20 protein-coding genes and 2 rRNA genes (1 of these 22 running past the window's edge) are annotated in these 21,410 nt (G+C 69.7%); 11 read left to right on the top strand and 11 right to left on the bottom strand.

The window, feature by feature from the left end:
• Positions 1–2,259: ribosomal RNA gene (locus DEJ50_RS15415) — 23S ribosomal RNA — on the top strand (it extends 861 nt beyond the left edge of the window).
• A gap of 72 nt (positions 2,260–2,331) precedes the next feature.
• Positions 2,332–2,448: ribosomal RNA gene (gene rrf / locus DEJ50_RS15410) — 5S ribosomal RNA — on the top strand.
• A gap of 58 nt (positions 2,449–2,506) precedes the next feature.
• Here rrf and DEJ50_RS15405 read toward each other — a convergent pair.
• Positions 2,507–3,112, bottom strand: a complete 606-nt coding sequence (locus DEJ50_RS15405) for a hypothetical protein (protein ID WP_150208585.1) — start codon at positions 3,110–3,112, stop codon at positions 2,507–2,509.
• Positions 3,113–3,232: 120 nt separating this feature from the next.
• Here DEJ50_RS15405 and DEJ50_RS15400 point away from each other — a divergent pair, with 120 nt between their 5' ends.
• The gene (locus DEJ50_RS15400; protein ID WP_150208584.1) at positions 3,233–3,790 is read left to right on the top strand and encodes a GNAT family N-acetyltransferase; all 558 of its coding nucleotides are present in this window, start codon (positions 3,233–3,235) and stop codon (positions 3,788–3,790) included.
• Positions 3,791–3,805: 15 nt separating this feature from the next.
• Here the strand turns inward: DEJ50_RS15400 and DEJ50_RS15395 are convergent, their stop codons facing one another.
• The 6 genes from DEJ50_RS15395 to DEJ50_RS15370 form a co-directional block, all read right to left on the bottom strand.
• A complete protein-coding gene (locus DEJ50_RS15395) occupies positions 3,806–5,395 on the bottom strand; it encodes a type VI secretion protein (RefSeq protein WP_150208583.1) in 1,590 nt (529 codons plus the stop codon).
• A 1-nt stretch (position 5,396) separates the two neighbouring features.
• The gene (locus tag DEJ50_RS15390; protein ID WP_150208582.1) at positions 5,397–6,812 is read right to left on the bottom strand and encodes an ATP-binding protein; all 1,416 of its coding nucleotides are present in this window, start codon (positions 6,810–6,812) and stop codon (positions 5,397–5,399) included.
• A gap of 17 nt (positions 6,813–6,829) precedes the next feature.
• Positions 6,830–8,392, bottom strand: a complete 1,563-nt coding sequence (locus DEJ50_RS15385; protein ID WP_150208581.1) for an SCO6880 family protein — start codon at positions 8,390–8,392, stop codon at positions 6,830–6,832.
• Positions 8,389–9,702, bottom strand: coding sequence for a hypothetical protein (locus DEJ50_RS15380; protein ID WP_190344509.1), 1,314 nt, complete (start codon positions 9,700–9,702; stop codon positions 8,389–8,391). The genes DEJ50_RS15385 and DEJ50_RS15380 overlap by 4 nt, the downstream gene beginning before the upstream one ends.
• Complete coding sequence (locus DEJ50_RS15375; RefSeq protein WP_150208580.1) at positions 9,692–10,516, bottom strand: hypothetical protein; 825 nt, start codon at positions 10,514–10,516, stop codon at positions 9,692–9,694. The genes DEJ50_RS15380 and DEJ50_RS15375 overlap by 11 nt, the downstream gene beginning before the upstream one ends.
• Positions 10,517–10,618: 102 nt before the next feature.
• Positions 10,619–10,927 (bottom strand): hypothetical protein, encoded by a 309-nt coding sequence (locus DEJ50_RS15370; protein WP_008742356.1) that lies wholly within the window; start codon positions 10,925–10,927, stop codon positions 10,619–10,621.
• A 399-nt stretch (positions 10,928–11,326) separates the two neighbouring features.
• On the opposite strand from DEJ50_RS15370, the gene DEJ50_RS15365 reads away from it, so the two are divergent.
• Positions 11,327–11,944: a hypothetical protein gene (locus DEJ50_RS15365; RefSeq protein ID WP_150208579.1), complete on the top strand. Its 618-nt coding sequence runs from the start codon at positions 11,327–11,329 to the stop codon at positions 11,942–11,944.
• A gap of 58 nt (positions 11,945–12,002) precedes the next feature.
• Here DEJ50_RS15365 and DEJ50_RS15360 read toward each other — a convergent pair whose 3' ends face one another.
• A complete protein-coding gene (locus DEJ50_RS15360) occupies positions 12,003–12,851 on the bottom strand; it encodes a pentapeptide repeat-containing protein (protein WP_150208578.1) in 849 nt (282 codons plus the stop codon).
• Between the two features lie 71 nt (positions 12,852–12,922).
• On the opposite strand from DEJ50_RS15360, the gene DEJ50_RS15355 reads away from it, so the two are divergent.
• Both DEJ50_RS15355 and DEJ50_RS15350 read left to right on the top strand, forming a co-directional pair.
• Positions 12,923–13,531 carry a LysE family translocator gene (locus DEJ50_RS15355; RefSeq protein WP_150208577.1) on the top strand — a complete coding sequence of 203 codons (609 nt, stop codon included), beginning with the start codon at positions 12,923–12,925 and terminating at the stop codon, positions 13,529–13,531.
• A 42-nt stretch (positions 13,532–13,573) separates the two neighbouring features.
• Positions 13,574–14,377, top strand: coding sequence for a thioesterase family protein (locus DEJ50_RS15350; protein WP_150208576.1), 804 nt, complete (start codon positions 13,574–13,576; stop codon positions 14,375–14,377).
• A 14-nt stretch (positions 14,378–14,391) separates the two neighbouring features.
• Here DEJ50_RS15350 and DEJ50_RS15345 read toward each other — a convergent pair whose 3' ends face one another.
• On the bottom strand, positions 14,392–15,594 hold the full coding sequence (locus DEJ50_RS15345) for an FAD-dependent oxidoreductase (RefSeq protein ID WP_150208575.1): 1,203 nt from the start codon (positions 15,592–15,594) through the stop codon (positions 14,392–14,394).
• Between the two features lie 168 nt (positions 15,595–15,762).
• Here DEJ50_RS15345 and DEJ50_RS15340 point away from each other — a divergent pair, with 168 nt between their 5' ends.
• From DEJ50_RS15340 to DEJ50_RS15330, 3 genes are all read left to right on the top strand, one after another.
• Positions 15,763–17,499, top strand: a complete 1,737-nt coding sequence (locus DEJ50_RS15340; protein ID WP_150208574.1) for a serine/threonine-protein kinase — start codon at positions 15,763–15,765, stop codon at positions 17,497–17,499.
• 73 nt (positions 17,500–17,572) lie between these two features.
• Positions 17,573–18,577 carry an NlpC/P60 family protein gene (locus DEJ50_RS15335; RefSeq protein ID WP_150212152.1) on the top strand — a complete coding sequence of 335 codons (1,005 nt, stop codon included), beginning with the start codon at positions 17,573–17,575 and terminating at the stop codon, positions 18,575–18,577.
• A gap of 200 nt (positions 18,578–18,777) precedes the next feature.
• Positions 18,778–19,467 (top strand): phosphatase PAP2 family protein, encoded by a 690-nt coding sequence (locus DEJ50_RS15330; RefSeq protein WP_150208573.1) that lies wholly within the window; start codon positions 18,778–18,780, stop codon positions 19,465–19,467.
• Positions 19,468–19,470: 3 nt separating this feature from the next.
• Here DEJ50_RS15330 and DEJ50_RS15325 read toward each other — a convergent pair whose 3' ends face one another.
• A complete protein-coding gene (locus tag DEJ50_RS15325; RefSeq protein ID WP_190344507.1) occupies positions 19,471–19,686 on the bottom strand; it encodes a hypothetical protein in 216 nt (71 codons plus the stop codon).
• 163 nt (positions 19,687–19,849) lie between these two features.
• On the opposite strand from DEJ50_RS15325, the gene DEJ50_RS15320 reads away from it, so the two are divergent.
• Both DEJ50_RS15320 and DEJ50_RS33945 read left to right on the top strand, forming a co-directional pair.
• Positions 19,850–20,653 carry a hypothetical protein gene (locus DEJ50_RS15320; RefSeq protein ID WP_150208572.1) on the top strand — a complete coding sequence of 268 codons (804 nt, stop codon included), beginning with the start codon at positions 19,850–19,852 and terminating at the stop codon, positions 20,651–20,653.
• A 118-nt stretch (positions 20,654–20,771) separates the two neighbouring features.
• Positions 20,772–20,927 (top strand): hypothetical protein, encoded by a 156-nt coding sequence (locus tag DEJ50_RS33945; RefSeq protein ID WP_190345092.1) that lies wholly within the window; start codon positions 20,772–20,774, stop codon positions 20,925–20,927.
• 43 nt (positions 20,928–20,970) lie between these two features.
• Here DEJ50_RS33945 and DEJ50_RS15315 read toward each other — a convergent pair whose 3' ends face one another.
• Positions 20,971–21,282, bottom strand: coding sequence for a metal-sensitive transcriptional regulator (locus DEJ50_RS15315; RefSeq protein ID WP_150208571.1), 312 nt, complete (start codon positions 21,280–21,282; stop codon positions 20,971–20,973).
• Between the last annotated feature and the right edge of the window lie 128 nt (positions 21,283–21,410).

The raw sequence follows: 21,410 nt of genomic DNA, 5'->3' as shown, positions 1-21,410 counted from the left end.
ATGACCTGTGGTTAGGGGTGAAAGGCCAATCAAACTCCGTGATAGCTGGTTCTCCCCGAAATGCATTTAGGTGCAGCGTCGTGTGTTTCTTGCCGGAGGTAGAGCACTGGATAGGCGATGGGCCCTACCGGGTTACTGACCTTAGCCAAACTCCGAATGCCGGTAAGTGAGAGCACGGCAGTGAGACTGTGGGGGATAAGCTCCATGGTCGAGAGGGAAACAGCCCAGAGCATCGACTAAGGCCCCTAAGCGTACGCTAAGTGGGAAAGGATGTGGAGTCGCAGAGACAACCAGGAGGTTGGCTTAGAAGCAGCCACCCTTGAAAGAGTGCGTAATAGCTCACTGGTCAAGTGATTCCGCGCCGACAATGTAGCGGGGCTCAAGCGTACCGCCGAAGTCGTGTCATTGCAGCAATAGGGCCAACGCCCGCTGTGATGGGTAGGGGAGCGTCGTGTGCCGGGTGAAGCAGCGCCGGAAGGCAGTTGTGGACGGTTCACGAGTGAGAATGCAGGCATGAGTAGCGATACACACGTGAGAAACGTGTGCGCCGATTGACTAAGGGTTCCTGGGTCAAGCTGATCTGCCCAGGGTAAGTCGGGACCTAAGGCGAGGCCGACAGGCGTAGTCGATGGACAACCGGTTGATATTCCGGTACCCGCTTTGAAACGCCCAATATCGAATCAGGCGATGCTAAGTCCGTGAAGCCGTTCCGGACCCTTCGGGGAAAGGAAAGTGGTGGAGCCGACGAACCAGACTTGTAGTAGGTAAGCGATGGGGTGACGCAGGAAGGTAGTCCAGCCCGGGCGGTGGTTGTCCCGGGGTAAGGGTGTAGGCCGAGGGGTAGGCAAATCCGTCCCTCATATAAGGCTGAGACCTGATGCCGAGCCGATTGTGGTGAAGTGGATGATCCTATGCTGTCGAGAAAAGCCTCTAGCGAGTTTCATGGCGGCCCGTACCCTAAACCGACTCAGGTGGTCAGGTAGAGAATACCGAGGCGTTCGGGTGAACTATGGTTAAGGAACTCGGCAAAATGCCCCCGTAACTTCGGGAGAAGGGGGGCCATCACTGGTGATCGGATTTACTCCGTGAGCTGGGGGTGGCCGCAGAGACCAGCGAGAAGCGACTGTTTACTAAAAACACAGGTCCGTGCGAAGCCGTAAGGCGATGTATACGGACTGACGCCTGCCCGGTGCTGGAACGTTAAGGGGACCGGTTAGTGACCTTTCGGGGTTGCGAAGCTGAGAACTTAAGCGCCAGTAAACGGCGGTGGTAACTATAACCATCCTAAGGTAGCGAAATTCCTTGTCGGGTAAGTTCCGACCTGCACGAATGGCGTAACGACTTCTCGACTGTCTCAACCATAGGCCCGGTGAAATTGCACTACGAGTAAAGATGCTCGTTTCGCGCAGCAGGACGGAAAGACCCCGGGACCTTTACTACAGTTTGATATTGGTGTTCGGTTCGGCTTGTGTAGGATAGGTGGGAGACTTTGAAGCCGTGACGCCAGTCATGGTGGAGTCGCCGTTGAAATACCACTCTGGTCGTGCTGGATGTCTAACCTCGGTCCGTGATCCGGATCAGGGACAGTGTCTGATGGGTAGTTTAACTGGGGCGGTTGCCTCCCAAAGGGTAACGGAGGCGCCCAAAGGTTCCCTCAGCCTGGTTGGCAATCAGGTGTTGAGTGTAAGTGCACAAGGGAGCTTGACTGTGAGACCGACGGGTCGAGCAGGGACGAAAGTCGGGACTAGTGATCCGGCGGTGGCTTGTGGAAGCGCCGTCGCTCAACGGATAAAAGGTACCCCGGGGATAACAGGCTGATCTTCCCCAAGAGTCCATATCGACGGGATGGTTTGGCACCTCGATGTCGGCTCGTCGCATCCTGGGGCTGGAGTCGGTCCCAAGGGTTGGGCTGTTCGCCCATTAAAGCGGTACGCGAGCTGGGTTTAGAACGTCGTGAGACAGTTCGGTCCCTATCCGCTGTGCGCGTAGGAATATTGAGAAGGGCTGTCCCTAGTACGAGAGGACCGGGACGGACGAACCTCTGGTGTGCCAGTTGTCCTGCCAAGGGCATGGCTGGTTGGCTACGTTCGGGAGGGATAACCGCTGAAAGCATCTAAGCGGGAAGCCTGCTTCAAGATGAGTATTCCCACCTCCTTGAGAGGGTAAGGCTCCCAGTAGACGACTGGGTTGATAGGCCAGATGTGGAAGCCCGGTAACGGGTGGAGCTGACTGGTACTAATAGGCCGAGGGCTTGTCCTCAGTTGCTCGCGTCCACTGTGTTAGTTCTGAAGTAACGACCGTGTTGTCATCCGGTTGACATCTTCATAGTGTTTCGGTGGTCATAGCGTTAGGGAAACGCCCGGTTACATTCCGAACCCGGAAGCTAAGCCTTTCAGCGCCGATGGTACTGCAGGGGGGACCCTGTGGGAGAGTAGGACGCCGCCGAACAATCATTGTGGGAAAGCCCCGCACCGATCGAAAGATCCGGTGCGGGGCTTTTCTGCGTTTACGGCCCATTCCGCCGACGGCGCTTCCAGTAGGCGACGGTGAGTACGCCGAGCGCCGGGCCCCACAACACCAGCGGGGCGTATGTGGCGTAGAAGAAGACCAGGCTCCAGCCGTGCCCCAGACCGGGATAGCCGGCCGGAAGCGGATCGCCCTGGATGGTGGTGCCGGCGATTTCGGTGGCGAGGCCGATCGTGGTCCAGACGGCTGTCAGGGCCAGAGTGCCGAAGGCAGCCGGTATGACGGCGGCCGAGGTCGGCACTCTCCGTCCGCCCAGGCCCGGTATCCAGCGTGGGAAGACCTCTCCCCAGGCGGCGATCAGTCCGACCGCGGTGAAGGCCAGCAGCTCGGAGGCGACGGACAGCAGGACCACATACGCCTCGACCGGTAACCAGGACGGCAGCTGTCCCGCGTCCTGGTTCCGGCCGTCACCGAAGAGGACGGTGACGATCCGCCAGAGGCCGGACGGCAGCACCAGGAACGGGACGGTATAGGCGAGGTTCGTTGCCCAGCGGGGAACTCCGGCCACCGGGGTGTGGGCGGCGGTCCAGACGGCGCGCAGTCCACGCGGTGCGGACGAGAGGCCGGTGCGGGTGCTCATGCTCATGGACCGAAGATGGCAGCCGCCCCCGGGTCGGTGGATCGCCCGCCGGAGGTAAACCGGGCTCCCCCGTGCGGGGGAGATATGGACCTGCGGAGACCAGTGGCCTCTGGCTAGGCTCCAGGAATGAACCAGCATGCGATACGCGCCGTACGGGCCGACGAGTGGCAGCAGGTCAAGGAGCTGAGGATCGCCGCGCTGAAGGATCCGGTGGCGTCCATCGCCTTCCTGGAGTCCCTCGCAGAGGCCGAGGCCAAGCCGGATTCCCACTGGCAGGACCGGGCGGCCGGCGCCTCGCACGGCCGGTCCGTGCGGCAGTTCATCGCGGAGGCGCCCGACGGCCGTTGGGACGGGTCGGTCACCGTGCTGATCGAGGAGGCCGGGGACAGCGGCATCTTCGGCGGAGCCATGGCGCTGAACCAGGGCCACCTGGTGGGGGTGTTCGTCCGCCCCGGGCAGCGGGGGACCGGGCTGATCGAGGCGTTGTTCGAGGCCGCGTTGGACTGGGCCTGGTCGCTGGAGACGCCCGTGCTGGAACGCGTACGGCTGTATGTGCACGAGCGGAACGACCGGGCCGCCGCCTGCTACCGGCGGATGGGGTTCACCCCGACCGGGGAGGTCGTGCCCATGCCGGGGGATCCGTCTGCGAAGGAGCTGGAGTACGCCGTCCCGCGGCCGGAATAGCCTGCCCTTCCTGTCCTACCGCAGGGCCCGGGGGTCCGGCAGGGCGGTGGCCTCCGGCCAGCGGGAGCGGGCCTGTTCACGGCTGCGGCAGGTGGCCAGGAGTGGCAGGGCCCGGTCCGTCAGCAGCTCCGGGAACTGGGGGATGGGGGCGACCGCCGCGATGTCGTCCAGGATCAGCGTCAGTGGTGGGTCGAGCCGACCGTGGGATGACCGTGCGGCCATGCGGCGGCCGTGCTCGACCACGCTGGAAGCGAGTGCGGTCAGCAAAGGCATCGCACCCGGGTGGGTGCGGGGGTCCTCGAGGGGCTCACCCACCAGGTACAGGCTGCCCCCCTCGGCCATGAATGATGCGAGGGACAGCGAATCTGTTCGATGCGCCGTGCAGGACTCGCGGATGTGGATCGAGCCGAGCGAGGAGAGGGCGCGGGCGGTCAGTTCGTGCGCGATCTCGCGGCGTTCCGGATGGGCGGTCAGGGCGCTCTCCAGCTCGCCGGCGGTACCCGGGGCCGCCTTGGGGTGGGTGCGGAGGATCCGGACCGGCTCGTGTGAGCCCGAGCCCTGGGCCCAGCGGTGGATCTGCTTGAACGGACGGCCGTCCAGGGCCGCCGCGTGCAGCCAGCTGCGCAGGAGCGTTTCCGCGGTGTCGGCCACGGCGGCGTCGATCCGGGCCTGCGGCCGTACGGGGGCCAGCAGCGCGAGCGCGCGGGCCGCGGCGGTGTCCCGGTCGGCGCATTCCTCGGCCGGGTTCCAGTGCAGCCGGGCCGGGGTGTCGCACAGGTGGGACGGGTCGTAGAGCAGCACCGGGCCCAGCTTGGCCCGGGCGTCCTTGGTCTCCGACCACAGGGTGGGGGAGGAGGTCACGATCAGGGCCGCACCCTCCGCCTCCGCGAGCCCAGTGGCAGCCGCCTCGTACCGTTCGGCCGGGGAGCCGTAGCGGAGCCGGGGGGCCGGCTCGGCCGGCGGGACCGGCGGGGCTGCCGGGCGGGGCGGGGCGTAGCCGAAGCCGTACCGGTACGCCTCGGCGGTCGACGGCGGCCGAGCGTGGTCGGGTACGGGGAGAGCGGCCGGAGCCGGAGCCGGTGCCGCCGCCGGGGCGGGAATCGGAGCCGGGGCGGGCGGGGTTTCCGCAGCCGGGGCCGCCGTCGGTGGAGCGGGCTCCGCGGCGGGCTGTGCCAAGGGCACCGGCCCCGGTACCGCCTCGGGCCCCGGTACCGGCTCGGGCCGCAGTTTCGCCTCGAGGGCCGCCTGGCGGGCCAGGGCCCGTCTCGCCTTGGTGCGGGCGAAGACACCGATCCCGAACACCGTGAAGACGAACAGCACCAGCAGTTGGCTGATGAACAGCCCCCAGAACAGGCCCCAGCCCGACAGGGCGGCCGGGTCGGTGTCCGGCCAGGCGGCGGGCAGGTTGTGCGGTTGCGCTATCAGCTGCCGGACCGCCGTCGGCGTACGGGTGAAGGTGACCGTGCCCGGCCAGGCGCCGTGTGTGAACAGGGCGCCAAGGCCGGTCGAGGTCCAGACGAGGACCGCGAGGCCCAGCAGGAAGGCCAGCAGGCCCACCAGGAGCGAATCGGGTACTCCGCGCTGCGCGGGCCGGGCCTCGGGCACCTCAGGCCACCGTGGTTCCGGCCCCGCCGTTGCGGTGTCGCTCGATGTACATGGCGCGTTCCTCCGCTTCCAGTTCTGCCGCGAGCATCTCCTCGGAGAGGTGGGGCTGCGGTGCCGCGGATTCTGTCATCGCGCGGTCCGTGTAGACCAGGGGTCGTTCCGCTTCTGTGATCAGGTGTTTCACCACCTGGACATTGCCGTTCACGTCCCAGACCGCGATGCCCGGCGTCAGGGTCGGGATGATCTCCACGGCCCATCGGGGCAGGCCGAGGACCCGTCCTGTGGCCCGTGCCTCGTCGGCCTTCTGGGCGTAGATGGTGCGGGTGGAGGCCATCTTCAGGATCGCCGAGGCCTCCCGTGCCGCCGCTCCGTCGACCACGTCTGACAGGTGGTGGACGACGGCGACGAAGGACAGGCCGAGGCGGCGGCCGAACTTCAGCAGCCGCTGGAACAGCTGGGCCACGAAGGGGCTGTTGATGATGTGCCAGGCCTCCTCGACCAGGAAGATGCGCTTCTTCCGGTCGGGGCGGATCCAGGTGTGCTCCAGCCACACGCCGACGATCGCCATCAGGATGGGCATGGCGATGGAGTTGCGGTCGATGTGCGACAGGTCGAAGACGATCAGCGGGGCGTCCAGGTCGATGCCGACCGAGGTCGGGCCGTCGAACATGCCGCGCAGGTCGCCGTCGACCAGCCGGTCCAGTACCAGGGCCACGTCCAGGCCCCAGGCCCGTACGTCGTCTATCCCCACGTTCATGGACTCCGCCGATTCGGCCTCCGGGTGGCGGAGTTGCTCGACGATGTCCGTCAGGACCGGCTGCCGGTCGGTGATGGTGTCGTTGACGAAGGCGTGGGCGACCTTGAGCGCGAAGCCGGCCCGCTCGTCCAGGCCGTGGCCGGTGGCCACCTCGATGATGGTCCGGAGCAGGGCCAGCTGCCCGGTGGTGGTGATGGCCGGGTCGAGCGGGTTGAGCTTGATGCCGCCGTCGAGCGCGGCCACCGGGTCGAGCCGGATGGGGGTTATCCCCAGCTGCTGGGCGATCAGGTTCCACTCGCCGACGCCGTCCTCGCCCTGGGCGTCGAGAACGACGACCTGGCGGTCCCGGAACCGGAGCTGGCGCAGTACGTACGTCTTCTCCAGCGCGGACTTGCCGTTGCCGGACTCGCCGAGGACCAGCCAGTGCGGGGCCGGCAGCTGCTGGCCGTACAGCTGGAAGGGGTCGTAGATATAGCCCTTGCCGCTGTAGACCTCGCGGCCGATGATGACGCCGGAGTCGCCGAGTCCGGGGGCGGCGGTGGGCAGGTAGACGGCCTGGGCCTGGCCGGTGGAGGTGCGGACGGGCAGCCGGGTGGTCTCGACCTTCCCGAAGAGGAAGCTGGTGAAGGCGTCCGTCGCGGCGGACAGCGGATCTCGCATGCTGCACTGCCCTCCAGCTAGCGTCGGATGCCGGTGGCGAACGGCAAGGTGTTGACGAAGGCGCGGTGGTGCTCGCGGTCGCACCACTCCAGCTTCAGGTACGACTTGCCGGCCGAGGCGCGGATCGTCCGCTTGTCGCGGGCGAGGGCTTCGGGCGAACGCGAGGACACGGTGATGTACCCGACCAGGTTGACTCCGGCCGCACCGCTCGCGAGATCTTCACCCCTCTGGTCGAGCCGGCCGTGCGCCGCGATGTCGCGGGGGTCGACGGTCCGGTTCATCTTGGCGGCGCGGGAGGCGTCGGCCTCGTCGTTGGTCTTCTCCGTGAGCATGCGCTCGATGGCGATCTCGGTGGGTTCGAGGTCCATGGTGACGGCGACGGTCCGGATCACGTCCGGGGTGTGGACCAGCAGGGGGGCGAGGAAGTTGACGCCCACCGGGGTCATCGGCCATTCCTTCACCCAGGCGGTGGCGTGGCACCAGGGGGCGCGGGTGGCGGACTCGCGGGTCTTGGCCTGGAGGTAGGTGGGTTCCATCGCGTCCAGTTCGGCGGGCCAGGCGTTCCGCTTGGTCATGGCCTGGATGTGGTCGATGGGGTGGTCCGGGTCGTACATGGAGTGCACGAGGGAGGCGAGCCGGCCCTGGCCGAGGGGCTGGCGGACACGGATGTCGGCCTCGGCGAGGCGCGCGCAGATGTCGGTGAGCTCGCGGGCCATGACCACGGCGAGGCCGGCGTCCTTGTCGAGGCGGCGGCCCTTGCGGTCGTGGGTGGCGCGGGCGATGGTGTGCGCCTCGGCGGCGAGCTCACGGGTGTAGTGCATACAGGCGACCAGATACGCGCGGTGCTGCTCGGAGGAGGTGGACACCATCGACTGGAGCTGGTCGTAGGAGTCGCGGAGCCAGCCGGGGGCGTGGGTGTCGCCGCGCTGGGCGACGTCCTTGGCGTGGGCGTCGGGGTCGGCGGGCAGGGTGCGGGCGAGCATCTGCAGCCGGGTGACGAAGCCGTCGCCGTTGGCGACGTGCTTGAGGAGGGTGCCGAACCGGTCGACCAGGGCCTCCTGGTCCTCGCTGTCGCGGAGGCCGACGCCGGGGCCCTCGATCTCGATGGCCGCGGTGACGGTTCGCCGGTCGGCGTGCAGGAGTACGGCGATCTCGTCGGGGCCGAAGGGGGCGGCGAGCCAGCTGATCCGGCCGATGCCGGGGGGCGGGCCGACCTCGATCTCACGGCCGTCGGCGGCGCGGGTGCCGGCTTCCATGGCGCCCGACCGGTACGTGGTTCCGCGGCGCAGGGTGCGCTTGAAGCTGCGGTTGATCTCGAACCACTTGTAGAAGGTGCGGCCCCGGTAGGGGACGTAGACGGCGGCGAGCGCGAGCATCGGGAAGCCGACGAGGCTGACGATGCGCAGGGTGAGGGCGGGGACGAGCAGTCCGCTCATCATGCCGAGGAAGGCCCCGACGATGATCAGGGCGATCTCGCCCGTTTCGCGGTTCTTGCCGACGATCGCGTTCGGCCGGGCGCGGCCGATGAGATACGTGCGGCGGGGCGCGACCGGGTGGATCTGGTGGGACTGGGTCGTCAACGCCCGTCACCTCCTGTGTTCCTCGTGCTCGTGCTCTGGCGGGGCGGGGGCGCGGCGGAGGGGACGGATCCGCCGCCGGTCCCGCCGCCGGAGGTGCGGCTGCTGTGGGCTGCCACGCCTCCGGAGATCTGGTGGGCGGGGGCGGGGGTGCTGCCGCCGCCTTCGGCCCGGTGGGCGCCACCACCGCCGCCGCGGCTGCTGTGGGTCTTGATGCCCTGGGAGACGAGCGAGGCGGGGGAGGAGATGACGGCGGCGGCCTGGGCTCCGTCGGTGGCCTGCTTGCGGTTGCTGCGGGCGGTGGCGATCTCGTCGCCGAAGCCGGGGACGAAGCGGTAGATCATCGCGGAGGCGAAGATCGCCAGCAGGATGATGGCGAGACCGGAGACGACGGCGGAGAAGGAGTTGGGTCCGTTCTTGCCGGCGAGGGCGCCTGCGAGGCCGAGGACGATGACGATGACCGGCTTCACGAGGATGACGGCGATCATGATGCCGGCCCAGCGGCGGACGTGGCCCCAGAGGTTCCGGTCGACCAGTCCGGCGTAGACGACGACGCCGAGGAGGGCGCCGACGTAGAGGAGGGCGGCCCGGATGACGAGTTCGAGGGCGAGGACGCCGGCGGCGAGGATCGTGACGAGGGAGACGACGATCAGCATGATCGGGCCGCCGCCGATGCCGTCGCCCTTCTTGAGGGCTTCGATGAAGGAGCCGAAGAACACGTCGCTCTGGTTGCCGGTGGCGGAGGCGATGGTCTCGGAGACGCCGTCGGTCGCGTTGACGACGACGTGGAGGACGAGGGGGGTGAAGGCGGAGGCGAGGACGGTCAGCCAGAGGAAGCCGACGGCTTCGGACATGGCGGTGGCGAAGGGGACACCGCGGATGGCGCGTTTGGCGACGGCGAGGAGCCAGATGACGAGGGTGAGGATGGTGGAGGCGGCGAAGACGATGGCGTAGTGCTTGAGGAAGCCGTCGTCGCTGAAGTCGACGTCGGAGGTGCCTTTGACGATTTTGCTGAGCTCGGTGACGATCCAGACGGCGGCGTCGGCGCAGCCTTTCGCCAGGGCGGCGAGGGGGTCGAGCGCGGTGGCGGGATCGGCGGGGCCGCCGATGCCAGGCTGATTGGCACTGCCGGGTTGGCGTTCGCCGCGTTCGCAGTACTCCCTGGCGGGTCCGCGGATCAGGTCGCAGGGGTTGTTGCTCGGCTGCGGGCTGGGTGTGGGCGCGGCCACGGCCCGGGTGGCCAGCAGTACGGCAGCGGTCTGCACCACGGCCAGGACCGAGGCGACGGACAGGATGCGGCGGTCAGCGCGCATAGGTGAACCCCCCGAACTGCGAGACGGCGGCAGCCATCTCCTCGGCCGATGCCGCGGCCTGATCCCGGCCGACCGGGGCCGGGCCGTCCTTCTGGGTGAAGGAGGTGATCCGCCAGTCTCCGTCGGCCCACCTGAGCTCGAACGTGTTCGTGAACCAGCTCTCGCTGACCGGGTTCTTGGAACCCTCGCCGGCCAGGCCGAACAGCGACGACTGCCACACCGACACGGTGGCGGTGTCCCCTGTGAACTTCTCCGTCTTCGTGCCGACGGGGTTGGTGCGGGAGATGAAGGTCAGCCCCTTCGGGGCCTTGCCGTTGGCGTCGAGACCGATCGCGGCCAGGAAGCCGGGATCCGTGTACTGGCGGTCGACCTCGACCTGGTTCGCGGCGGCCACGTCGGGCACGTAGACCGCGTTGACGATGTCCCTCCGGCGGACTGCATCGAACATGCCGTCAGAACCCAGTGCCACCGCGTAGTTCGCGGCAGCGGACTGTGCGCCCTGTTCCGTTTGTGCGAACCCGGACGGGATCGTCCCGTTCTTGGCGTCCACCGGGGCCACCCCCGACGGTGCCGTCGGGGAGGATGCCGCCGGGGTGTCCGTCGCGCGGTCCGCCGGAGGCTCGTCGCTCTGGTTCGCGAACGCGATCGCCGCGATCAGCAGGACCACCACGCCCACGACCGTGACCAGGCCTCTTGAGGAACGCGCGGGGCGGCGGGGGGTGCCGTAGGGGTCGGACGGGGAGTCCGGAAGGCGGGTGCGGGTCTGGCCCGTGCCGCCCACCGGACCGTCGGCCCCGTACTGGTCCTCGGTCATTCCGTATCCGCCCCCTCCGCGTCGTACGACGGTAGCGTGTGGTGAGTCGTCATCAGGCAGCGCAACCTCAGCGGCGGAAACGGGCAGGCACAGCCGGCTTGGCTAGACGGCCATTCCGTAGACGATGGTGAACAGGGTGCCGAGTGAGCCGATGATGAAGACTCCCGTGAGTCCGGCCACGATCAGGCCCTTGCCCTGTTCCGCGCTGAACGTGTCGCGGAGGGCGGTCGCGCCGATGCGCTGTTTGGCCGCGCCCCAGATGGCGATGCCGAGGCAGAGGAGGATCGCCACGGCCATGACCACCTCGATCATGACCTTTGCTTCATTGCCGAGACTGCCGAACGGCCCCCAATTCGGGGCGATTCCGCCGATGATGGTGGTGATATCGCCCTTTTCGGCTGCCAGGATCATGTAACTCACCGCCCCTGTATGGGTAGTTCCATCCCCCCGTGCCCGGACCGGCAGGGGTCACGCACTATCTTCGCTGATGAAACCGCCGCCGTATGTCGACTTGGCGGCTCTCTTTACCTGATCTCGCGGACTGGGCACGGACCGGGCGCAGACCCTCACGTTGCGTTGCCCTGTGTAGCACGGAGTGTGACGACGGGCAATGACGGGGCGGCCCCGGCGCGCGCTCGGCCGTACGCCCGGCCGGGCGGCGGCCGTTCGGCGCAGTGGGACGGCGTGTCGTTGGACCAACCCGCTGACATAGGTCCGACATTCCGTCAGTCGTTCCATCCGTGTGCCGTGTTGCGGGGGATGCTCCACCGCGTTCGGTTCGGTACGTCGTACGACGCAAGGAGCAAACGGATGGGTTCCGCATCGAGGGTCGGCCGGCGCGCCTGGCTGGCGAGTGGGGTCGCGCTGCCGCTGGTGCTCGCGCTCGCGGGGTTCTCGGCGCCCGCGATGGCCGCCGACCTCAGCCCGAGCAGCAATCACGGCTCGTGTGACACGACCCGGGTCGCCAAGCCGGCGAAGTCGGTGAAGGGCGCGAAGGGGGGCAACGGGGCCAAGGGGGCCAAGGCCGGGAAGCGGGGTACCGCGGGGCCGGACAAGAACGGCAACAACGCCGGCTGCCCGGGCCCGCGGGGGCCGAGGGGCGAGCGCGGTCCGGCCGGTCCGCCCGGACCCTGCGCGGACATCGACTCCACCGAGGCCGAGGGCGATGTGGAGTTCAGCGCGGTGCTGAGCAAGGGGAAGGCGTACCTGGGTCGGCGCAGTGTGGCGCCGGTCGGCCAGTACACCTGGCGGGACCTTTCCACGTACCAGAACCCCGGCTTCCCCAAGGGTGCGTGCAGTGTGTCCGTCAGCACCGAGGGGCGGATCGTGTACGTGAAGGTGCTGACCACGGGCGGCGATGTGTACGAGAACTACTGCACGTACGCCCTGTCCTGCCCGTCCGGCTGGACCGCGCTGGCCCGGCCCTGAGGCCCCCGGACCCGTCGGTGCCGCGCCCGGAGCACGAGCCGGGCGCGGCACCGGTGGGTTACGCCGTCCAGTGCGCGGGGCGGGCCAGGCCGGGCGGGATGCGGGTGGCGGCGGTGCCGCGGGCGGCGTTGAGCTGGGCCTGGGTGAGGAAGATGCTGTCGGTGAGGTCGGCCCCGCCGAGGTCGGCATCGCGGAAGTCGGCGCCGATCAGATCGGCGGTGCGCAGGTCGGCCCGGCTGAGGTCGGCGGCGATCAGGTAGGCCCCGCGGAGGTTGGCCCCCCGGAGGTCGGCCCCGGACAGCCGGGCTCCCATCAGGTCGGCGCCCCGGTGGTTCTTCTTCTTGCCCGGGACCTTGGCGCGGACCAGTTCGCTGGTCTTGAGGAGCAGGGTGTTGATCCCGGCGCGCAGGGCGGGCACATCGGCCGCGGCGAGGGTGCCGGCGTCGGCGCGGGTCAGTTCCTCGGTCTCGGCGAGGGCGCGGCGCAGCTTGGCGTGGACGGGCCGGGCGGCGGGGAGGGTGAGGGCCTGGTCGACGTAGAAGAGCAGTTCGTGGAGCTGCCGCATCACGGGGAAGACCTCGAACATGGCGCGGGCCGTGCCGGGGTGGCTGCGCCAGTCCCGGCCGCCGAAGGTGACCTGGGAGACCTGCTGGCCGGCGCCGAAGCAGTCGAAGACGGTGCAGCCCTGGAAGCCCTTGTCGCGCAGTCCGGTGTGGATGCCGCAGCGGAAGTCCTCCCGGAGGTTGCGGCAGGGGGTGCCGGCGGCCTTGTCGACGGCGAAGTCGGCGGACCGGGCGAAGGGCAGGGCGACGCAGCACAGCGCGAAGCAGTCGGTGCAGTCGGCCTTCAGTACGGGCAGCGGCACGGGCAGGTGCGAGGGCGGTGGCGGGGGTACGGCGGCGGACATGTGGTCCATTGTCTCCCTTCGCGGGGGCGCCCCCTCTTGATCGACACCGGCAGGGGGGCCAGCATCCCTTCATGACAGAAGTGATCGCAGTAGCAGTCATCACCCTTCTCGCCGTGATCAGTCCCGGCGCCGATTTCGCCATGGTCGTACGGAACAGCTATCTGTACGGTCGGCCCACCGGCCTCTTCGCGGCGGCCGGGGTCGCCGCCGGAGTGCTGGTGCACGTCTCCTACACGATGCTCGGCGTGGGCCTGCTGATCGCCTCCTCCACCGAGCTCTTCACCGCCATCAAACTGGCCGGTGCCGCCTATCTGGTCTACATCGGCATCCGGACCTTCCGGGCGCGCGCCGAGGTGGCCGTCGACCTGGAGTCGAAGGCGGCGCTCAGCCCGCTGGGGGCGATGCGCTCGGGCTTCCTGACCAACGTGCTGAACCCGAAGACCACCCTGTTCGTGGTGTCCACGTTCACCCAGGTGGTGAACCCGGGCACGCCGGCGTGGCAGCAGGCCGGCTACGGGCTGTTCATGTCGGTGGCGCACCTGGGCTGGTTCGGTGCGGTGGCGCTGTTCTTCTCCGACTCCCGGCTGCGGGACCGGATGCTGAAGGCCCAGAAGGCGCTGAACCGGGCGATCGGGTCGGTGCTGGTGGGGCTCGGAGTGAGCCTGGGATTCGCCCGCTGACGGGGGTGGTGCCCGTAGTTACCTGTCGGTAACGTGCGGGCCATGGGCACTGACGGAGTGGTCGACGCGTTTTACGAACGGATCGATGCCGGGCGGTACGCCGCCACCGAGTACACCCGGGGTCCCTGGGATCCCGGCGCTCAGCATGCGGGCCCGCCGGCCGCGCTGCTCGGCCGGGCGGTCGAGGAGCGCCCGGGCGCCCGTACCGACATGCGGATCGCGCGGATCACGTACGAGATCCTGCGGCCGGTGCCGATCGGCGGGCTGGCCGTGACCACCTCGGTGCTGCGGGCCGGCCGCAGCACCGAGGTGATCGAGGCGGCGCTCACCCCGGAGGGGGCGGATGCGCCGGTGATGCTGGCGCGGGCCCTGCGGGTGCGGGTGACGGCGGACGCGGTGCCGGCGGTGCTGTCCGGGCCGCTGCTGCCGCCGCCGGGGGAGGTGGAGGTCACCCCGTTCTTCCCGGTCCCGTGGGACATCGGCTATCACACGGCCATGGAGACCCGGTTCACGCACGGGGCCTTCCTGGAGCCCGGGCCGGGCACCTGCTGGATGCGGATGAAGGTGCCGCTGATCGCGGGGGACGAGCCGAGGCCGGCGGACCGGGTGCTGGTGGCGGCGGACTCCGGCAACGGGGTCAGCGCGGTGCTGGACATCCGGAAGTACCTGTTCGTCAACAGCGACCTGACGGTCCATCTGCACCGGCACCCGGCGGGCGAGTGGGTGTCCGTGGAAGCCCGTACGAGTGTGGACCCGGCCGGTATCGGGCTGGCGGACTCGGTCCTGCACGACGAGAAGGGGCCGATCGGGCGCGGGGCCCAGAGCCTCTACGTCGCACCGCGTTGACCCCTCCGTCTCCTTCAGCCCGGGAGGCGGAAGCCGCTGAAGAGGTCGTCCGCACCGCGCAGCGCCAGCCGGTCGGGGACGGCGCCGACCACGAGGTCGCGCACGGCGACCGCGAGGGGGTGCCGCACGGCCCCCAGCCGGCCGACCCGGCGGGCCCGCAGGCGTACGGCGTCGGTGCGGGCGCGGCGGGCGGCGGTGTAGGCGGCGAGGGCGGCCGGGATGCCGGCCGGGCTGCCGTCGGGGGTGCCGTCCTGGGCGCCGTCCGGCTCGGCGGGCAGCAGGTGCGCGAGGACGGCCGCGTCCTCGATGGCCTGACAGCCGCCCTGCCCGAGGTTGGGCGCCATGGCGTGGGCGGCGTCGCCGAGCCAGGCGATCCGGCCGTGATGCAGCCGGGGCAGCGGGGCGGCCAGATCGTAGAGATCGTTCTGCAGGACATCCGCGGGCTCCAGCCGGTCGATACGGTCCAGCAGGGCCGGGATCGGGTCGTGCCAGGTGCCGAAGCGGCGGCGGAGTTCGGCGCGCGGGTCGGCGGACCGGGTGCCGGCCGGGACGACCGCGGTGGCGTAGAGGTACATCCGGCCGTCGGAGAGGGGGGTCACGCCGAACCGCTCGCCCCGCCCCCAGGTCTCGCTCATGGCCGGAACCCGGAGGTCCGGTGCGTCCAGCAGGACCCGCCAGGCGGTCTCGCCGATGTAGTGCAGTCCGGGGTGGGCGGGGAAGTACGCGCGGCGCAGCGGGCTGTGGATGCCGTCCGCCGCGACGACCAGGTCGGCCGGGAGGTCCGGGCCGGCCTCCGTACGGACCACCGGGCGGCCCTCGGGGTCGTCGACGGCGGTCACGGCGGTGCCGTAGCGGAGGGTGCCCGGCGGCAGGGCCGCTGCCAGGGCGGCCGTGAAGGCCGGGCGCGGGACCGCGATCGGGGGCACGCCGTAACGGGCCGCCAGGTCCGCGGTCCGGGTCCCGGAAAGCCGCCGGCCGTCGGAGCGGCGAAGCTCCATGGCGGCCGGCACGGTGCTGCCGACGGCGTACGCGGCGTCCACGCCTATGGCTTCGAGGGCGCGCAGGGCATTGGGGGCGAGGCCGATGCCGGCGCCGGTGACGGGGGGTTCGGGGGCGCGCTCGCAGACGGTGACCTGCCAGCCGCGGCGGTGCAGGGCGACGGCGGCGGTGAGCCCGCCGATCCCGGCGCCGACCACCACTGCACGGGCTATGGGCATGGGGGCGTTCCTCCCGCTCCTGAGGCTGCCCTCTACGTCCGTCCGCATCCGTAGAAGTGCAGGGGGACTCTACAAGGGGGGTCCGCCCGCCGAGGCGGCGCCCGGGAGCGGTGCTCCACCGTCAACCCCCGCTCGGAGCACCGGAGTCGGTGTGGCAAGCTCGTGCGAATGGAGGCCCTGAGAGACACCGACCCGACACAGATCGGCGCACACGCGCTGCTGGCCCGGCTGGGGGCCGGGGGCATGGGACAGGTGTATCTCGCGCGGTCGCCGGGCGGTCGGCTGGTCGCGGTGAAGGTGATCCGCGACGAGATCACCGGGCATCCGGAGGCACTGGCGCGGTTCCGCCGGGAGGCGGAGACCGTGCGGGCGGTGCGGTCGGCGTACACGGCGAACCTGATCGACGCCTCGCTCGCCGCCCCGCCGTTCTGGCTGGCGACCGAGTACGTGGCCGGGCCGACGCTCGGTCACGCCGTCGCCCAGCGGGGCGCATTGCCGGCCGAGACCTGCCGGAAGCTGTTCGCGGCGCTGGCGGAGGGGCTGGCGAGCGTCCATGCGTACGGGGTGACGCACCGGGACCTCAAGCCGCAGAACGTGATTCTGGGCGCCCAGGGCCCCCAGCTGATCGACTTCGGCATCGCCAAGGGCACCACCCAGACCGCCCTGACCGCCCTGACCCAGGACGGCGCGGCCCCCGGCACCCCCGGCTACACCGCCCCCGAAGTGCTGCTGCGCAACGAAGTGGCGGATGCCGCCGATGTGTTCGCGCTGGGGGCGACGATCGCGTACGCGGCGACCGGACGGGCGCCGTACGGAACGGGCGAATCGGCGGGCGTGAGCTTCCGGGCCGTGCACGGCGAGATCGACGTGGCCGGGGTGGAGCCGGAACTGGCCGCGCTGATCGAGGCGTGTGTGGCGAAGGACCCGGCGGACCGGCCGGCTCCGGCCGAGGTGATCCGGCGCTGCGCGGTGGACTCGGCGCTGGTGGACGACCCGGTGTACGCGGGGCTGACCGCGACCGGGGAGGCCCCGCAGTTCCCCGCCCAGGCGACGGCGCCGGCCGGCCCGGCGGGCGCGGCTGGCGCGTACAGCCCGACCTACGTCCCGACGTACGCGGTGGCCGGCGCCCCCACGTACATCCCCGCGCCCCCGATGCCCCCGGCCCCGCCGACGGCCCGCCGGCGGCTGAGCCGGTGGGCGATCGCGGGCATCGCGGCGATGCTGGTGCTGCCGGGGGCGGTGGGCGGTTACCTGCTGCTCCAGAACGAGCGGGACAAAAAGGACGGCGGCGACACCCGCTCCCAGAACACCGCTTCGCCGGGCACCCCCGCGCAGTCGACTCCGTCGGCCAAGGGCCCGGCATCATCCGGCTCCGGCAAGCCGGCGGAGTACATCGAGAACAACAGGATCTCGCGCTACTTCTGGACCGGCGACGCGGACTCGCAGCTGGCAGCGGCCGGTGTCGGCCGCTGCAACCTGGGAACCGAGGAGAAGCCGCCTGGGGCGGACATGCAGACCTTCATGGCAACGTCCGGCCAGAAGACGAAGATCTCCATGCGCATCAAGTACGCGGAAACCGAGCCCACCAAGCCGGGCCCCTACTACGTCTCCGTGGGAGTGCGGTCACCGCACGAGGTCGACTCGGAGACGGGACTGCCCCTGCCCATGGAGAACAAGTCCGTCGGCTACACGAGCAAGCCCGTCGACATCTATTCGAAGTGGCCGTCAGGCGAGTTCCTCGAGCTCACCTACCCCGATGACTTCAAGACGCATGTCGAGGGCAGAACATGGCAGCCGATCCCCCTCCGCAACGATCCGGGTGAGTGGACGGTGGTCTTCTACCACGTCAACGATGACCCCACGAAGTACTCGAGCATCGCCTGCTCCGGCTTCCGGGTGAGTTAGCGGTCCCGGGTCGTGGGAATGTGACCCGAAGGGGGCGTTCATGGGGGAGGGTTGACGGGTGCGCAAGTTCTGGGTGGCGAGTGGGATCGGGGTCGGGGCGTGCCTGACCTTCGTCCTGCTGCTCGTCGTGGGTACGTATTCGGCCGCCGCGGGTCTCGCGAGTGGCGCCGGTGGCCGGCCCGTCGGGCTCGCCAAGGGTGCCGTACCGGCTGCCTACCGGGCGTTGGTGGAGAAGTGGGGCAACCTCTGCCCGGCGATCAACCCGGCGCTGCTCTCCGCCCAGCTGTACCAGGAGAGCGGCTGGGACCCGCAGGCGAAGAGCCCGGCAGATGCGCGTGGTATCGCGCAGTTCATCCCCGGGACCTGGGCGGGCCATGGCATCGACGGGGACGGCGACGGCGACCGGGACATCTGGGATCCCAACGATGCCATCCCTTCGGCCGCTTCGTATGACTGCGAGCTCGCTGCGGATGTGAAGGGTGTCCCGGGTGACCCGACGGCGAACATGCTGGCTGCGTACAACGCGGGCGCCTACGCGGTCATCAAGTACGGCGGTGTGCCGCCGTACAAGGAGACCCAGGGCTATGTGAAGACCATCCGCAGCCTGGAGAAGAGCTTTGCCGCGCCCGTCGGCCGGGTCGCGCCCTCCCAGCAGGCCGCCGGGGCCATCTACTTCGCGCAGAAGCAGCTCGGCACGCCCTACTTGTGGGGTGGCGAGGGCGGGGTCGAGGACAACGGGCGGTTCGACTGCTCCGGGTTGACGCAGGCCGCGTACGAGACCGTGGGGATCAGGCTGCCGCGGGTGGCCAACGACCAGTACAACGCCGGGCCGCATCCCGCGCGGAACGAACTGCTGCCCGGGGACCTGGTGTTCTTCTCCGATGATCTGACCAACTCCCGGGCAATCCGGCATGTCGGGCTGTACGTCGGGGGCGGATACATGATCAATGCTCCGTTCACCGGCGCGGTGATCCGGTTCGACAAGATCGACACCCCGGACTACTTCGGTGCCACCCGGGTCACGAAGGACGGCGCGGAGGCGCTGCCCGATCACCGTGCCATCGGCAACGCTCAGTGAACCCAAGGCCCTGAGCTGCGACGATGAGTCACTCTTGGATAACGTTGGAGTGATCATTCGGTGGAGAGTGGAACGTACGCGCCAGAACGGGCGTTCCATGAGCGCGGGGGTTGATCACCGGTTGGACACCGGGGGGCGAAAGGGCGCACACAGGGGTGCGTCCACAGGGGACCAAGCAAAGGGCAAGGGGCCACATCGCCATGGCGCGACTGACGGCCGGTGGGCCGAACGTGGATGTAAGCCTGCTGTACGAGATCAACGGCCTGGCCCAGGAAACCCCGGGCTGGCTCGACCGGATCATCGGCTTCACCGGTGAATACGGGCTGCTGCTCGTCCTGGTGCTGCTCGTGCTCTGGTGCTGGCGCGGTGTCAGGAAGCTGCCCGCTCCGGCCGCCGCCGAGGGATTCGCCGCGCTCGTCTGGGCCCCGCTGGCCGCCGGGATCGCGCTGCTTCTCAACATTCCGCTGCGTCAGTTCGTCGGCCGCCCCCGGCCCTTCCGGCAGTACGGCGAACTGGAGGTGCTGGCAGAGGGGAAGGCCGACTTCTCCTTCGTGAGCGATCACGCCACGCTGGCGATGGCCCTGGGCGTCGGCCTGTTCATCGCCCACCGCAAACTGGGGCTCATCGGGATCGGCATCGCCCTGCTGGAGGGGTTCTGCCGCGTCTTCATGGGCGTCCACTACCCGACCGACGTCATCGGCGGGCTGGCGCTGGGCACGGCCGTGGTGCTGCTGCTCGCGCCCCTCGCGATGGCCCTGCTCACCCCCCTGGCCCGGACGATCGCCGCGTCCCGGCGGGCCGGGTGGCTGGTACGGGGCCGGGGGTGCGAGCCGGCCCAGCCGGTGGACCTGCCCCGGACCAGCAGCCGGGAGAACGATCTGGCCGCCTGAGGCCTACTGGTCCGGGTCGGCCGCTGCCGGGTGCCCGGCGGCGTCCTCGCGGGCCTTGTCCCGGGAGCGCCGGGCCGGACCGCGCCAGCCGCAGCCACACCGGGCCAGGGTGAACGAGCCTTGTTCGACGGTCTCGGTCGGATGGGGGACCGCCTGGACCCGGGAGGTCGGTACGGCCGCAAGCGGAAGGGCGGGTTGCGCTTGGGTGTGCAAGTCCACAACTCCACGGTACCGGGCTGCCAACCGGTTCCCCTGCTCCATGCCGAGTTCCCGATGTGATGCATGTCCTCCCGGCGGCCGTGACGGCCTTCCCCAGCCCTCGTTAAGCGGAACGGGTGGGGGCCCGGGCGGACAGCGTTCATGCGTTGGGGGTTGGCAGGCGATGGTGGTGCACCGGCACAGGCGTGGATCCACGGCGTCCCTGGCCGTACTGGCGGCCCTGGTGACGGCGTCCGGGTGCGGGACGGACGATCCGCAGCCCGCCGACGGGACGGCCGCGGTGCGCGGGGCCGCGGACGTACTGGCCCGGACCGGCAGCGCCCGGGCGCGGACGGCGATGGAGATGGCCACGGGCGGGACCCGGGTCACCATCCGGGGCGAGGGCGGGGTGGACTTCCGGCGGCAGATGGGACAGCTGCTGGTGATGCTGCCCGCGGATGTCACCGGGAAGCCGGGACACCGGCCGATCACCGAACTGCTCGCCCCCGGCGCCCTCTACATGAAGAACCGGGGAGCGGGGGTGCCGGCCGACAAATGGGTGCGGGTGGACACCACCGCCCTCGCGGACGGGAACCTGGTCACCGGCGGGGCCACCGACCCACTGGCCGCGGCCGAGCTGCTGCGGGCCGCGGACCAGATCACGTACGTGGGCGAGACCGAGCTGTCGGGCACCAAGGTGCGGCACTACCGCGGGACCACCGACATCGGCCGGGCCGCGCGCGCCGCGTCACCGCAGCTGCGGGGGGCACTGGAGGCCGCGGCGAAAGGGTTCAGCAAGGACACGGTGCCCTTCGACGCGTACCTGGACGAGGACGGGCGGCTCCGGAAGGTCCGCCACCGGTTCAGCTACGTCAACAACGGCGTGATCGATGTGTCCTCCACCACGCTGCTGTACGGGTTCGGTACCCCGGTCAAGGTGGTGCTGCCGGCGAGCGAGGACATCTACGCCGGGAAGATCGCCGACTAGTTCTGGCCACGGCCGGGTTTCCGGAAATGGTCCATCCGTGTCATGCGCGCGGAGTCGTGGCCTCCCTACGCTGAGAAGCCGGTTCGGCAGTGCACTCGGGCAGAGAGAGGTGACACGCGTGACTCCCGCAGGCAGTGCGCTGATGCAGGACCACGTGGCGCTCGCCGAGATCGAGCTGTGCGGAGAACTGATCATCGCGGCCTCCGCGGCGCTGGAGGACCGGCTCAGCCAGGACCGGATCGATGAGGTTCTGCTCGGCATCGGCTGGGGGTAGCCCGCCGCCCCCAGCCCCCGGAGGGCCCGGAGGGTCCGGAGGGTCAGGTCCGCAGCAGGCGGGCGATGGCCTTGGTGGCCTCTTCCACCTTGGCGTCGATCTCCTCGCCGCCCTTGACCGCCGCATCGGCGACGCAGTGCCGCAGGTGCTCCTCCAGCAACTGCAGGGCGAAGGACTGCAGGGCCTTCGTACTGGCGGAGACCTGGGTGAGTATGTCGATGCAGTAGACGTCCTCGTCGACGAGCCGCTGGAGGCCACGGATCTGGCCCTCGATCCGGCGGAGCCGCTTGAGGTGCTCGTCCTTCCGGTGGTGATAGCCGTGGACGCCGGCGGGCTCGGTCTCGGTGGTCGTCATGCGTCCTCCCGTGGTCCGCTGATGAGGGGGGCATATCGCGGGGCATACCTGCGCGATATACCCCTCATGGGTATAGGATACCGGGCTTCGCCCGTGGGGGCATGGGGCCCGTGCCCCTCACTCTGCCT

The organism is Streptomyces venezuelae (genome assembly GCF_008642295.1).
In the GTDB taxonomy this organism is placed as follows: domain Bacteria; phylum Actinomycetota; class Actinomycetes; order Streptomycetales; family Streptomycetaceae; genus Streptomyces; species Streptomyces venezuelae_C.
This window is presented reverse-complemented; position numbering and strand designations above follow the sequence as displayed.

Excerpts from the sequence above, each read along its gene's own strand:
- DEJ50_RS15315 (WP_150208571.1), bottom strand. The coding sequence starts at position 21,282 with ATGACGACCACCGAGACCGAGCCCGCCGGCGTCCACGGCTATCACCAC.
- DEJ50_RS15360 (WP_150208578.1), bottom strand. The coding sequence starts at position 12,851 with ATGTCCGCCGCCGTACCCCCGCCACCGCCCTCGCACCTGCCCGTGCCG.
- DEJ50_RS15330 (WP_150208573.1), top strand. The coding sequence starts at position 18,778 with ATGGCGCGACTGACGGCCGGTGGGCCGAACGTGGATGTAAGCCTGCTG.
- DEJ50_RS15345 (WP_150208575.1), bottom strand. The coding sequence starts at position 15,594 with ATGCCCATAGCCCGTGCAGTGGTGGTCGGCGCCGGGATCGGCGGGCTC.
- DEJ50_RS15320 (WP_150208572.1), top strand. The coding sequence starts at position 19,850 with ATGGTGGTGCACCGGCACAGGCGTGGATCCACGGCGTCCCTGGCCGTA.
- DEJ50_RS15400 (WP_150208584.1), top strand. The coding sequence starts at position 3,233 with ATGAACCAGCATGCGATACGCGCCGTACGGGCCGACGAGTGGCAGCAG.
- DEJ50_RS15350 (WP_150208576.1), top strand. The coding sequence starts at position 13,574 with ATGGGCACTGACGGAGTGGTCGACGCGTTTTACGAACGGATCGATGCC.
- DEJ50_RS15370 (WP_008742356.1), bottom strand. The coding sequence starts at position 10,927 with ATGATCCTGGCAGCCGAAAAGGGCGATATCACCACCATCATCGGCGGA.
- DEJ50_RS15365 (WP_150208579.1), top strand. The coding sequence starts at position 11,327 with ATGGGTTCCGCATCGAGGGTCGGCCGGCGCGCCTGGCTGGCGAGTGGG.
- DEJ50_RS15340 (WP_150208574.1), top strand. The coding sequence starts at position 15,763 with ATGGAGGCCCTGAGAGACACCGACCCGACACAGATCGGCGCACACGCG.
- DEJ50_RS15380 (WP_190344509.1), bottom strand. The coding sequence starts at position 9,702 with ATGCGCGCTGACCGCCGCATCCTGTCCGTCGCCTCGGTCCTGGCCGTG.
- DEJ50_RS15390 (WP_150208582.1), bottom strand. The coding sequence starts at position 6,812 with ATGCGAGATCCGCTGTCCGCCGCGACGGACGCCTTCACCAGCTTCCTC.
- DEJ50_RS15355 (WP_150208577.1), top strand. The coding sequence starts at position 12,923 with ATGACAGAAGTGATCGCAGTAGCAGTCATCACCCTTCTCGCCGTGATC.
- DEJ50_RS15405 (WP_150208585.1), bottom strand. The coding sequence starts at position 3,112 with ATGAGCATGAGCACCCGCACCGGCCTCTCGTCCGCACCGCGTGGACTG.
- DEJ50_RS15375 (WP_150208580.1), bottom strand. The coding sequence starts at position 10,516 with ATGACCGAGGACCAGTACGGGGCCGACGGTCCGGTGGGCGGCACGGGC.